We start from the raw sequence: 13,058 nt of genomic DNA on the forward strand, positions 1-13,058 counted from the left end.
AGGCAGTTTTAGACATTCAAGGCCGTCTGAAAACAGCTTTCAGACGGCCTGAAGTTTAGCCGTTCCAGAAATAACGGGTGATGTGGAAAAACACGGGTGCGGCAAAACAAATCGAATCCACGCGGTCAAGCATACCGCCGTGGCCGTGTATCATATTGCCCCAGTCTTTGACACCGTAATCGCGTTTGATGGCAGACATAACCAGGCCGCCAAAGAAGCCCATCAGGCAGACGATAAAGCCGATAACGGCTGCTTGTCCGTGGGAGAACGGTGTAATCGGCGCCATCAACGCGGCAATGGCTGTGGCCGACAAAATACCGCCGACTGTGCCGGAAATGGTTTTGGACGGCGAAAGCGAAGGCATGATTTTTGCACCGCCAATCAGTTTACCCCAAACGTATTGCAATACATCCGATACTTGAACCACGCCAATTAGGAAGATCAGCAACAGGATATTGTTGCCGTTGTCGAAGCCGTCCAAGTCCAGAAACATCAGCGCCGGAACATGGGACAGACAGAAGATGCAAATCATCGCCATCCATTGTGTTTTGGCGGCGCGTTCCAAAAAATGCGCGGTTTGGCCGCTGAGGCTGGCAATAATCGGCAGTATCAAAAAGCCGTAAACCGGAATAAAAATGCTGAACATGCCATACCAGCCGTCATAGACGAAATAGTATTGCACCGGCAGCAACAGGTAAAAGCAGACCACCATGCTGTAATAGTCGCTGCGGCGGCGATAGACGAGGGTCATAAACTCGCGCAGTGTGGCAAATGAAATCAGGAAAAACAGTACAACTGTCCCGATTTTTCCGAACCAAAACGCGCCCAGCAACACCAGCGTCATCAGCCACCATGCGTAAATACGGGCGTTGAGGTTGGCAATGGTGGCATTATCTGCGCCATTTTTGCGCTTGAGCCATTGTCCGATGATGCTGGCAAAACACAATACGGCAAATACGCCGACAAAAATATAGCTGGCTTGCGGAGTCAGATGAGCGGCGGCTTGTTCGACAATGATTTGTTGGGAAGTCGTAGAAAGGCTCATGCTTGTCCTCCTTTGTTTTGATGAACTTCAGGTTCATTTTGGCGAAGCTCGCTGCGGTCGTTTTCAGACGGCCTGAGTGCCAGCAGCGCTTCACGACTGCGTGTTAAAAAGCTGTCTTTGTCTTCGTTTTCCTGCAAAGTAAGCGGCTGTCCGATATGGACTTCACACAAAAGCGGGATAGGCAGGATTTTGCCTTTGGGCAGTACGCGGCTGATGTTGTCTATCCAAATCGGCACAAATTCGGTATTGGGTTTGCTTTTTGCCAGATGATAAATGCCGGACTTAAACGGCAGCAGGATGGTGTTGTCGTCAGTGTTGCGCGTGCCTTCAGGGAAAATAATCAAAGAGTCGCCTGCGTTCAGCGCATCTTTCATCTGTTCGGTAATCGCTTGCGGATTATCGCTATGGCGCGGAATCAGCAAGGCGTTGAAAACATTTTGAATGATGAAGCGTTTGAGTTTGCTCGTCAGCCAGTAATCCGAACCGGCGACAGGGCGTGTGGACAAACGCCAGCGGCGGGGCAGAGAAATCCACACCAGTACAAAATCGCCATGGCTGCCGTGATTGGCGTAATAGACCTTTTGGTGCTGATTGAATGTCAGCTCGCGCGGACTTTTGGGGCGTACGCCCGTAAGAAAAGAGACCGACAGACACAAGGCTTGGTCGGTCAGCCAGGCAAGTTGTTTTTTGAGGAAGTTTTTCATTGTTTCTGCCTTTTGGAGTGAGATACCGCTAAGGATTCGGTTTGGATAAATCAGCCAAAATAATCAAATGCTTTGGATAAGCAAAATTAAAAATTGGGCGGCGGTCAGGTATAAGCATTTGCGCCATAGGGAAAGTGCGCCGTTTATCCGTTGGGTCAACGTACGGTTGCCTGAAATTTGACGCAAACTGTTTTGTTGTAAGGATTGGTCGAAGTCTTCAGGAGAGTAGCGGTTGTCGGCAAAGTCTTGGAACACGCGGCGGTCGAAGTGAATGCGGATATGGCAGTACAGCAAAACCGCTGCCAAGACAAGTTGTACCGCAAACCATGCGCCGCCATATTTTGCCGACAAGGCGAGCAGCAAGGCGTTGCAGGCGGCAACATAATGTGCGGTAGAGAGCAGGTGGGCAATAATACGGCTATCGGTTGCGTTGTCCATCATTATCCTTGTCTTAAACGGTTGGCCGCAGCTTCGACTGCTTGGGCGGTAGCCGGCGATAATACCATTTGCGGCCGAGCCTGTTTGAGTTCGGCCTTTGCCTGTGCCAAGTCTTTGCAGCCACCATAGACCAGCAGCCACGTCAGTACCACTGCGGCACTTCTTCCATAACCCAAAGCGCAACATACCAGCACTTTGCCGTGTTTTTGGCGCAAGGTTTCCAATATCAAGGCTGTCTGAACCAAATCGTTTTCAGATGGCGTTACCATATCCAGTAAAGGCAGGGAGCGATATTCTCCTTGATAGCTACGGCAGAGATATTCGGCGCATACATCCAATACGGCAGGCAGATGGTTTGAAATTCCCCAAACGCTGCCAATCCATACATCATTGCGGACTGGTGCCGTTTTCGCTTTACCGCGTAACCAATACGCCATGTTTAGCCGTACGCCCACCAGATAAGGCAACAGCAAAACTGTCGCCGCCGCCGATAATTTACCGTTAGCCTGTTTTTGGAATACGTATGCATTTCCAGTCAAGTAGGCAAAGGCCACCATCAGCAAAGACACGCTAATCCATATCAACCACAGCCACACACCACCCAGCAGCGCAGGCAAGGCCATCAAACACGCACCAAGCAAATACAGCAACGCAATCTTTCTTGAGCGTACATCACTCAAGCCCAGTTTAAATGGCGAAGTCATCTGACGCGGTAAAGCCCACAACACCAGCCAGCCAAGCAATGCTCCGGTCGGCACGTCAATAAAATGATGTTGATAAGTCGTCAGTACTGACAAGGCAATCAAACTTTGCCACAACAAAAGCGGCAGGCGGATTTTGGGAAAGCGTGTCCAATAAAATGCACCCACGATAATCGCCAACGCGATATGCAAAGATGGCGCTTGGTTGTACGGCAAATCAAATGCAGCCAATGAATCAAACAGCCAGCCTGACAGCCCATCGGCAGGCGGTTTAGGCCACCCGAAACGCAGTGGAAACAGCACAAAGCAAATAGTCGCAATCAGTTGGGCGACGACAAGGTGCGCTACATATCGGTTTTGTTCATGTGTATCACGACAAAGAAAAAATGCCGCGGCATACATCAGGTTTAGCGACCAATAAGGCACAATCGTCCATGCCCAAAACGGAATATTGCGCTCCCATGCAAAAGTGATTTCAGGCACATAGTCCAGCGATGCCGCATAATGATTGGATAGGCCGTAGCTGGTGTAAAACAAGATACCGACTGAAATCAGCTTGAGTAGGGAAGTTTTGAGGGAGGGTTTCATGGACTTATTTTGGACATCTCAATTCATCGCCGTATTGATCGGAGCGAAGGCAGGATAAAGCGTTTTCTTTTGGATGGTAGCGGAATTCCTGCCACGGACCATCTGTTGAAACGGCTCGCCAGTGACGCTGTGAAGATTGGTATTCAGTCAACGTCCCATTTGCATCTTTGGCACAAAAATTCTTCGCCATGCCGACGGCCAACATACCGCGTTGTTTATTGGTTGGTATTGTGAATAAGGGGATAAGCTTAGATACATCGGCATTTCGGGCAAATTTCATTTTGATGTAGCCGTATCCTTCATTGGATTCGATGGTCAAAGCAGATAAGGGCAGCCCAAAAGCAACAGAATTTTTCAATTCAATGGTGAATGCCTCACCATCTGACGCTGTCTGCTTGCTGTGGCTTCGGGCAACGGATGCGCGGTATTTGGCAGGCAGTTTGCCGATGTCGGACTTTCCATAAGGCAAGGCTTCAGAATCAAACGCACAACCCTTCTTCATAGATTGCAGCAAAGGTGTCCAGTCAACCGCAGCAGCATGGCAGATAGCTGAAAATGTGGAAACAAGCAGTAATGTAAGTAACTTTAGCATTATGGGATTTCAACTTATTGAAATTTGAGAAAGCACTCCCGAGAATTTCTTTGTATATCGGTATATCGTATATTTTTTCGGAGTAGGTAAGATATATGTTCTACTTTAAAAGTGATGCAATGATGGCTCTGGATAGTCTATTCTCACTTTTTTTACCTTGCGGAGTAATACCGAATAAAACTCATATCTGGTAGTTATTTCGATAGAAATAACTACACTACTTCTGAAGTCATAGGTATTGATAAAGCATAACCACTTCATCGTGAAAAACGACGAATCTGTTTACATTAATCTTTAATTCAAAGCGAAAGATTTAAGCCTCATTGAGGCCGTCTGAAAGTTAAAAAATTGTTCAGACGGCCTTTATTTTTATTTCTTCACTGCCAAGCTCACGGTGAAAATACCGTCTTCGTCTATCCATTGATGGATTTTTTCAAAACCGGCTTTTTCAACCAACTGATCCATTTCCTGCTGACTGCGGCGGCGCATTACCCAGTTTGGGCTGCCTGCTTTGTGGCTGGTCAGGGCGCGGGCAATCATTTCCAGTTGTGGATGCCACGGCTGGCCGGTATAGATCAGGTAGCCGCCGGTTTCAATGGCTTCGCCGAAGCCGTAGAGCGAGTTCAAAATCAAATCATTGTCGGCAAACAATTCGTGCAAGCCGGAGACGATGCCTAGGGTAGGACGCGGCTGTAAATCGTGATAATTGGCGCGGTCGTAGGCATTGACTTCATTGAAGGTTACCGTGTTTTGCAAGCCGCGTTCTGCAATCAGTTTGCGGCCGGCTTCGACATTAATCGGGCTGTAATCGCGCAAGCGTACGGAATCAGGCAATGTGTCGGCAGTCAGGGCATCCAATACATAGCGGCCATGACCGGACGCGATATCTAAAACGTGTACAGGTTTGCCTGCTTCACGCAATTTAGCTGAGGCCGTCTGAATGGCTTTGCCGATATTGACTTTGCGTTGGCGAATGCCGCGCCAGCCGATGGCGTTGAGATAGTATTTGTCCACCCATACACCGAAAGCGTTGCTGCCTTGCGGTTGATTGCGGTAGACGTAATCCAGTGTGCTGCCTGAATCAAAACCTGTTTCTTGACCGATTCTCAAGCCTTCACTCCAACGCGAGCCCAGCTTGAGTGAGGCGCGATATGTTGCCCAAAATGCGCCGCGAGGCGTACAAACAGGCAAAGGCGTAGCCAGTTCGTCGGCTTCGCGACGGCTGTCTCCAAACAAGTGCGCTTGAGTCAGATCGACTTGTTGCAAAGGCTGATTGAAACGCTCGCGGATAAAACGGCGCATTTCGACAAATGCGATTTCACGGTCTTGCTCGCCTAACGTATCGTGGTAGAAGCCGGGCAGGATATGGCGCTCTTTAATATGACTGCCTAAGCAGTTGTAGAAATCGTGTTGCGGTTTGTGATGAACAACCCAATCGCTGCCTGAGATCAACAGTTGTACAGGCGTAGTAATCGCTTGTGCATCGGCAACGACGCGCTCGGCCGCTTCATATAAACCCAGCAGGATACGAACGGAAATAGCGCGGGCAATAAGTGGATCATTGTCGTAGCTTTTTTGACGTTCGACGTTGTGGGTCAGATAGTGGGCTTTGACGTAGCTGTTGACAAAAAAATTGCCACGCCATTTTTGCATAATTTTTAAACCGGTACGGGCAAACGGAACATAGAGTTTGACTTTGAACGCAGGCGAAGCCAATACGGCGCAACGGATTTTCGGAGCGTAATCGTGCAACCAAGTAGAAACCAATACCGCACCGACACTTTGCGCGATAACGCAGATGTTTTCAGGTTTGATACCGTATTCGCTTTGGATGTGTCGGATAAAATCATCCACATCTGAAACCGAAGTGCCGATACTAGGACTATCGCCGCGTTCACCGGGGCTGTAACCATGACCGCGCGCGTCCCAAGCAAAATAGGCAAAATCATCAAAACCCAGTTCATCTGCCACAAACATCATCCGGCCGGAGTGCTCATGTCCGCGATGGAACAGCACAATGGCTTTGTCGGAAGAACCATCGGCAGCAGGGCGATAGCGGTAGAAAAGCGAAGTACCGTCTTGGGTAGAAAAGTATTTTTGCTGTTCGGACATGAGAAACTCCTAATAGTCATATTTTTTGAACAGTATCATGACATATCAAATAAATGCAATGATTATCCGATAGACGGACGAATGAAATGATGGGGAGACATGGTAAAAGATGATTCCAAATTTCACTTAAAACTGATGACAGTAATCGTTAAAAGGTTAGATAGAGGGTGTTTGGATAACCTTACAAACTACTACCGACATATCATCATAAACTCTTTGTTTCGTAATTAATTTACGAAATACAGTCAGACGGGACTTATCGTTATCATATTGTTGCCAAATTTTTTCTCTTATTTCTTCCTAAGGGGAATCGCTTAGGCCGTCTGAATAGTTTTCAGACGGCCTTTACTGCGTTTAACCAAGCACTAATTAACTGCTAATTTTGTCATGTTTTAATACATCCATCGAAACCCGAATACACATTTGAAAAGGAAATCAAACATGAAAAAATTCTTATTGACCGCCATCGTTGTTTTGTCTGCCGCTACTGCCGGTGCCAGCGATTATATCGAACACAAAATCTACAACGACAAAAACTTCGAGCAAAATCGTGCTAAAGCCGTAAAAATATTGGAACAACGCGGCTATCAAGTCCACGATGTTGAAGCCGACAGCCGTCGCGGCCAGCCTGTATTGGATATTGAGGCTTTTAAAGATGGCCGTGAGTACGACATTGTTTTGTCTTACCCTGATTTGAAAATTATTAAAGAACGCATCGATTATTAATATTTCGATATAAAGTGGATTGTCGCAGGGCTTTTGGTCCTGCGACAGTTTGCTATTTAGGCATTTAAAGAATGTAAATAGCATGTAAATTATCTAAAATAAATGAACTAAATATGCTTTTTTATTTTCCATTTAATTCAAAGTGTTTGATGTTGAGAGTCATGATATGAGTTTGAATGATTGGAAGGAAGATGGTCAACCGAAGCAGATAGGCGACCAAGAAAAACCTTTAAATGACGGCACAGCTGCCGAATCCCAACAGGATGTTGATTTTTGGGATCACAGTCAAAACGGTGTGGTTGAAAATGAAGTTGAGGTTGTGGCTGACGCGGTAGAAATTCAGGAAACGGTAGAAGGTCAGGGAGTGGTTGAACATCCTGAAATGCCGTCTGAAAAAAACGAGAAGAAAGCCAAACGTAAAAAAGATAAGGCGAAGAAGAAAAAAAATAAAGCCGAGGATTTGAATGCGCCTGATTTGTTGGGTACGAATAAGGGCGTGGAAACCATGTTCCGCAACGCCGTACGCTCGGAGATGGAATTGTTGGCGCTGGCGGCAACCAAAGCGAACATTATGATTTCGCTGAATGGTTTTATTGTTTCTGCGCTGATGATTTCGGGCGCGTTTATTTTTTCATCGTCGCCCGAGTTTTTGATTCCGGCCAGTACGTTTATGATTACTGCCGCTGCGTCTATCGTGTTTGCATTGCTTTCTGCTTCGCCGGAACGTATCGGCAAAATGCAGGCGGCGCGTACATGGTTTAAGGATTTTGTCCGAGGCCGTTCGAAACTGCGGGATTTGAAAACCCGCCTCAGCAGTACCGAAACGCGCTTTTTTGGCGGCAGCCAACCCAATATTTTGATTTATGAAGACCGTGTGAAGCTGCAAAAAGATCAATATTGGGAAATGATGCAGGAGATTATGGGCGACCGTAAACAAATCTATGAAAAGATGAGCGACCATCTTTATTGGCTTGGTTTGTTGGCGGACAAACAGTTCAAATACATCAATTTATCTTACGCTGTATTCCGCTGGGGCTTGCTGGCTTCGTTAGCAGCATTTATCGGCGTGAAAACATTGCCGTCATTGCTGACGCCTCCAGCCAACAACGAGGCAGAGTTGCGCTCGCTGGGTATCAATATGTTTAACGGCGTATTTGAGCCTTCTGCCGTACAACAGCTTCCGGATGGTAAATTGCTGATCGCGGAAGACGAACCAAACCATGCGTTCAGTATCATCAGCATTGATAAAACCGGCAGGTTTGTGGAAGACGAGGCATTGGATACACGCGTGATTACCGGTTTCAAACGTCGTCTCAGCGACTTGGAGGCTTTGGCACGCGACGATGAAGGCTTTATCTACGCGCTGACTTCACATTCTCGCACCCGTAAAGGCAACCGCTCGCCTGACCGCGAACACCTGATGCGCTTTAAAATCCAAGACGGCAATGTGTTGGGGCTGACCAGCTACGATAATCTGACGCAAGTTTTGGAAACCGATCATAAGCTGCATGATTTGATTCGCGAGCGAACCAAGGCAGAAGTTTCTTTTGAAGAAATCAATATTGAGGGCATGGCGTTTGATCCGGTGAAAAAACGTCTTGTTTTGGGATTTCGTGATCCTGAGTTCAACAACATGGCTTTGGTCGCGTTTATCAGCAATCCGAAAGATGTGTTTGAGCGCAATGCCAAGCCTGAGTTTGATGAAGTGGCGGTGATTGATATTGATGGCGGCGGTATCCGTTCCCTCAACTATGATCCTGTGTTGAAAACCTACGTTATCGCCAATGAAGTGAAGGATGAGAATGGACAGAAATTCTCACAACTGTGGACTTGGAGCGGTAATCCGACCGATGAACCGCAAAAAATCTCTCTGCCTAATCTGCAACACATCACCAACGTTGAAGCTGTTGATTCGATTACCATTAACGGCAAGCCGCAGATGATTTTGATGGGTGACGAAGGTAATGCTTCGCAGAAAATTACTGCCAAGTATATGTTGGTAGATTACAGTCAGTTGGGTAAACAGTAAGTTATCTCGGCTGATGGATAAAAGGCCGTCTGAAACCGATAGTTTATGGTTTCAGACGGCCTTCAAGCCATTGATGACGCGTTTGTAGCAGGTATAAACCAATGCCGCGCAGGCCAGCCACATAAGGATATAGAAAGTCGAATGGAAGCTGCCGGCGATTGCATACCATACTGCCAATGCGCCGATAAAGAATGCGCGGTCGCTTTTGCCGAATGGCCCGTCATAACGACGGCCGTTGCCATGAACTTGTCCCAAAACGCCACAAAACTCGGTCATTGCCGCCAGCCAAATAAACAGGGCGATTTGCACGCCGCCGAAGGGCGCGATGAAGGCAAAAGGCAGATACAAAGCAGCATCGGCGGCAATATCGGTGATTTCATTCAAATAACCGCCTAATGCCGATTGCTGGCCGAACTCCCTTGCCAACATGCCGTCGATTGCATTCAGCGCCATGCGGACAAACAACCAGATCGGCAAAAGCCAGAATAATGTGGATACACCTGTAAACAATGCTAAAAGTAAACCGATCAAAATGGAAACAGCGCAGGCAAACAGAGTGACCTGATTAGCAGTAATGCCTTTTTGATACAGTCGCTTAACAATGGGGCGCAACAGGTTTTGAAATTTTGGTTTCAGGGCGTAGATGCTCATAATTATGCTATATAAAAGAAAATGAAGTGCCGTGATTATAGACGAAATCCGTTATAATCCGTCAATCTTCAAATCACGCGGTTCGCAAACCTCCCGCGTTAACAAAACTAGGAATTTACTATGGAAAAACAGCAGGCCCTCGTTATTTTTTCGGGCGGGCAGGATTCAACAACCTGCCTGATTCAGGCAATTCAAACATATGGCCGTGAAAATGTGCAGGCCATCACTTTTCAATATGGACAACGCCACGCCATCGAATTGGAGCGCGCGCGTTGGATTGCCCAAGATTTAGGCGTGAAGCAGACCGTACTCGATTTGAGCCTGATGCAACAGATTACGCATAACGCGTTGATGGATGATACAGCGTCCATTGAAACAGCTTCAGACGGCCTGCCCAATACATTTGTAGATGGACGCAATGCTTTGTTTTTGCTGTACGCCGCTATTTATGCCAAAGGGCAGGGGATACACCATATCATTGCCGGCGTGTGCGAAACCGATTTTTCCGGTTATCCCGACTGTCGCGATGTGTTCGTCAAGTCGATGAATGTTACGCTGAATCTGGCTATGGATTACGCTTTTCAAATCCACACGCCCTTGATGTATTTAACCAAAGCGCAAACTTGGGCATTGGCGGATGAAATGGGTGTGTTGGATTATATTCGCGAGCATACGCATACCTGTTATAACGGTGTGGTCAGCGGTTGTCATGAATGCCCAAGCTGTATTTTGCGCGAACGCGGCTTGTCAGAATATTTGGAAAGCAAAAAGGCCGTCTGAATCAAGAGAGGCCTATATTTCCAATATCCATTTGTACGAAAAGGCCGTCTGAACAATTCGTTTCAGACGGCCTTTGGCTATGTATTTTGTTCTGCTTAGAACAGCAAATCTTCCGGTTCGCTGCTTGCCGGAGTCTCTTTTACAGGAGCAGAGGCCGGGGCAGTAGCCGGTTCGGAAGCGGCTTTAGGCGCGGAAGCAGGCGTCTCGGCAGGAGTAGTTGCCGGTTTGGCAGCAGGTTTTGCCGGTTTCACCGGAGTCGGACGAACGCTTTGTTTCGGTTCGGATGCTGCCTTGTTTGTATCGTCGGTAGCATCGACTTCGATTTCAGTGCCTTGAGGCAATACCACATCTTTAGCTGGAGCTGGTTTCGGCATGACTTTTGGTTTGCTGTAAGCATCCGTGCCGCTAGTCCATGCCAAAGATTTCAAAGGCGATTTGAGTTTCACGCCTTTGGCGCAGGTCAGACAGTTTGCCGCGCCGGTGCGACCTTTCAGGATCGCATCTACACGCGCGGCAGGAATGGTTTTACCGTGCGCTTTTGCCCAGGCGGCAATGCTTTTTTTCAGTGCAGCCGTATCAAGGTTTTTCTTGTCGTATGGGTCACGATAGGCAGCCAGCCATAAGTTTTGGTTGGCATCTTCGTTCAGACTTGCCATTTGGTAGATAACGGAGGCAGGGGAACCTGTTGCGATGGTTTTGGCAAATTCCAATGCATCAGGCGATTTCATGCGCACGCAACCATGGCTGCGGACGCCAGGTACGCTGGCAGGGGCATTGGTGCCGTGAATGCCAAGGCTCAATTTAGGGTCGCCAAGACGGACAAATACCGGGCCCAGCGGATTGTTTGGGCCGGCCGGTACGCTTTTTACGCCGTCATTGCGTTCTTTTTGAATAGATTTAGGGATGTGCCAAACCGGGTTGTAGGCTTTTGCGCCGATTTTATGTTCGCCCAGGTTGGTTTGGGTCATGGCTTTACCGACAGCAACAGGATAAATTTTGCTCAGTTTGCCATTGTCGTAGAGGAACAAACGCTGTTGCGTAATATTGATAACGACGTGTTGTCCGGAAGAGGCGGGGGAGACGTCTGGAATAAGTGTGTTTGCAGCAGCGGCTGAAGTTAAAAGGGCGGCTGTCAGGCCGAACAGTATTTTTTTCATGTCGTCTTTTTTTGTAGGGTTTGAAATGAAAGTTTTTGGCGCATGATACCTGAAACTCTGTGTTTTTGTGAGAAAATATGCGCTTTCGGTATTGGAAGACAGTCAGACGGCCGGTAAGCGGCTGTCTGATGGAAACGGTATGAGTGTGAAAGAACGGTATCAAAAGGCGGAAATTTTTTCTTTGGATTATGAGGGCAGGGGTGTTGCCAGAGTTGATGGGAAGACCGTATTTATCGGCGGTGCGCTGCCTGGAGAGCGTGTAACGTTTACCATACATAAAGAGAAAAAGCAGTTTGCCGAGGCTCAAGTTGAAAAGGTTTTGAAGGCTTCTTCCGAACGTGTCGAACCAGCCTGTTGCTATTTTGATACATGTGGCGGCTGTTCGCTTCAACATGTTTCTTTCGGAGCGCAAGTTGCGTTAAAGCAACGGATTTTGGAAGAGCAGTTGGAACGGATAGGTAAGGTTAAGCCGGAAATAATTTTACCTCCTTTATATGGTTACTCCTGGTATTATCGCGATAGAGCGCGTTTAAGTGTTTCGGTGGATAAACAAGGCCGTCTGAAACTCGGTTTTCAGGCCAAAAAAAGCCATGATGTTGTCAATATCCACCATTGCCATATTTTGCCTAAGCATGTGTCCGATAGATTGTCTGATGTTCGAAATTTGCTGCAAAAGCTGCATGATGATGGTGTGAAAGTGAAATTTGTTGAGTTTTATTGCGGAAAAAATTTGACGGTGCTCAACATTCGTTTCGTAAATCAACCGTTTGGACAAATATTAAGCGAATTGCGTAATTGGTTTGATAAGATATTGTCGGGTGCTGAAAAGGCATGGCAAATATGGTTGCAGGATCATGCCGAGTCCTTGCCGTTTTACCCTGAGAACGCGCCTGACCTGAACTATACTTTTACTCAGTTTGATGTGGAAATGCCTTACAAACCCGGTGATTTTACGCAGATTAATGCGCAGCTGAACGAAGTGATGGTGGCAAGGGCGGTCAGACTTTTAAACCCTCAAAAAGGGGAGCGGATTGCCGATCTGTTTTGCGGTTTGGGCAATTTTAGTTTGCCGCTGGCGAAAAGTGGCGCATCGGTTGTCGGTATTGAAGGCGCTGATTATTTGGTAGATAGGGCAAGGGAAAATGCCCGCCTGAATCGTTGTGCTGAGAATATGACGTTTTCTGTTGCCGACTTGTTCGATACCGATGAAAAGACTGTTGAGTCATGGGGGCAATTTGACAAGATGCTACTGGATCCGCCGAGAAGTGGGGCTTATGCTGTTGTCAAATCGCTACATAAGCCGTTTTTTCCCAAAAAGATAGTATATGTTTCATGCAATCCATCAACATTTGCACGAGATGCCGGTGTCTTGGTTGATAAGGGCTATAAGTTTAAGGCGGCGGGAATCATGAATATGTTTGCACAAACCTCGCATGTTGAATCCATCGGTGTGTTCGAGTTGTAAATTGGTATCAAGTCCTTTATGTGAGTAGGGTTTTTAATGTAAAAATGAGTGCATTCATGTTATCATCATT

General features: G+C 47.2%; 12 protein-coding genes and 1 riboswitch. Of the genes, 4 read left to right on the top strand and 8 right to left on the bottom strand.

Going from position 1 to position 13,058, the window contains the following annotated elements; all coding sequences use genetic code 11:
* Positions 1–55: 55 nt before the first annotated feature.
* The 6 genes from O3681_RS09480 to O3681_RS09505 form a co-directional block, all read right to left on the bottom strand.
* Positions 56–1,045, bottom strand: coding sequence for a phosphatidate cytidylyltransferase (locus tag O3681_RS09480; RefSeq protein ID WP_371459829.1), 990 nt, complete (start codon positions 1,043–1,045; stop codon positions 56–58).
* Positions 1,042–1,749 carry a 1-acyl-sn-glycerol-3-phosphate acyltransferase gene (locus tag O3681_RS09485; protein WP_254343685.1) on the bottom strand — a complete coding sequence of 236 codons (708 nt, stop codon included), beginning with the start codon at positions 1,747–1,749 and terminating at the stop codon, positions 1,042–1,044. The genes O3681_RS09480 and O3681_RS09485 overlap by 4 nt, the downstream gene beginning before the upstream one ends.
* A 63-nt stretch (positions 1,750–1,812) precedes the next feature.
* Positions 1,813–2,187 carry a hypothetical protein gene (locus tag O3681_RS09490; protein WP_371459881.1) on the bottom strand — a complete coding sequence of 125 codons (375 nt, stop codon included), beginning with the start codon at positions 2,185–2,187 and terminating at the stop codon, positions 1,813–1,815.
* 2 nt (positions 2,188–2,189) lie between these two features.
* Positions 2,190–3,476, bottom strand: a complete 1,287-nt coding sequence (locus O3681_RS09495; protein WP_371459830.1) for a phosphatase PAP2/dual specificity phosphatase family protein — start codon at positions 3,474–3,476, stop codon at positions 2,190–2,192.
* A 4-nt stretch (positions 3,477–3,480) separates the two neighbouring features.
* On the bottom strand, positions 3,481–4,068 hold the full coding sequence (locus tag O3681_RS09500) for a hypothetical protein (protein ID WP_371459831.1): 588 nt from the start codon (positions 4,066–4,068) through the stop codon (positions 3,481–3,483).
* A gap of 369 nt (positions 4,069–4,437) precedes the next feature.
* Positions 4,438–6,180: a bifunctional alpha/beta hydrolase/class I SAM-dependent methyltransferase gene (locus tag O3681_RS09505; RefSeq protein WP_371459832.1), complete on the bottom strand. Its 1,743-nt coding sequence runs from the start codon at positions 6,178–6,180 to the stop codon at positions 4,438–4,440.
* A 441-nt stretch (positions 6,181–6,621) separates the two neighbouring features.
* Between O3681_RS09505 and O3681_RS09510 the strand changes: the two genes are divergently transcribed.
* Entirely contained in the window at positions 6,622–6,906 is a 285-nt protein-coding gene (locus O3681_RS09510) for a PepSY domain-containing protein (RefSeq protein ID WP_314460144.1), read from the top strand.
* 382 nt (positions 6,907–7,288) lie between these two features.
* A complete protein-coding gene (locus O3681_RS09515) occupies positions 7,289–8,935 on the top strand; it encodes a Pycsar system effector family protein (protein WP_371459882.1) in 1,647 nt (548 codons plus the stop codon).
* A gap of 51 nt (positions 8,936–8,986) precedes the next feature.
* On the opposite strand, the gene O3681_RS09520 is transcribed toward O3681_RS09515, so the two are convergent.
* Complete coding sequence (locus tag O3681_RS09520; protein WP_107868258.1) at positions 8,987–9,586, bottom strand: CDP-alcohol phosphatidyltransferase family protein; 600 nt, start codon at positions 9,584–9,586, stop codon at positions 8,987–8,989.
* A gap of 71 nt (positions 9,587–9,657) precedes the next feature.
* A riboswitch (PreQ1 riboswitch) is annotated at positions 9,658–9,703 on the top strand.
* Between the two features lie 3 nt (positions 9,704–9,706).
* On the opposite strand from O3681_RS09520, the gene queC reads away from it, so the two are divergent.
* The gene (queC, locus tag O3681_RS09525) at positions 9,707–10,366 is read left to right on the top strand and encodes a 7-cyano-7-deazaguanine synthase QueC (protein WP_371459833.1); all 660 of its coding nucleotides are present in this window, start codon (positions 9,707–9,709) and stop codon (positions 10,364–10,366) included.
* A gap of 95 nt (positions 10,367–10,461) precedes the next feature.
* Here queC and O3681_RS09530 read toward each other — a convergent pair whose 3' ends face one another.
* Positions 10,462–11,523, bottom strand: a complete 1,062-nt coding sequence (locus O3681_RS09530) for a L,D-transpeptidase family protein (RefSeq protein ID WP_371459834.1) — start codon at positions 11,521–11,523, stop codon at positions 10,462–10,464.
* 139 nt (positions 11,524–11,662) lie between these two features.
* Between O3681_RS09530 and rlmD the strand changes: the two genes are divergently transcribed.
* Positions 11,663–12,988: a 23S rRNA (uracil(1939)-C(5))-methyltransferase RlmD gene (rlmD, locus tag O3681_RS09535; RefSeq protein ID WP_107868255.1), complete on the top strand. Its 1,326-nt coding sequence runs from the start codon at positions 11,663–11,665 to the stop codon at positions 12,986–12,988.
* Positions 12,989–13,058: the final 70 nt, after the last annotated feature.

The sequence above is a fragment of the Neisseria sp. 27098_8_158 genome (assembly GCF_041433145.1).
Taxonomy (GTDB): Bacteria; Pseudomonadota; Gammaproteobacteria; order Burkholderiales; family Neisseriaceae; genus Neisseria; species Neisseria subflava_E.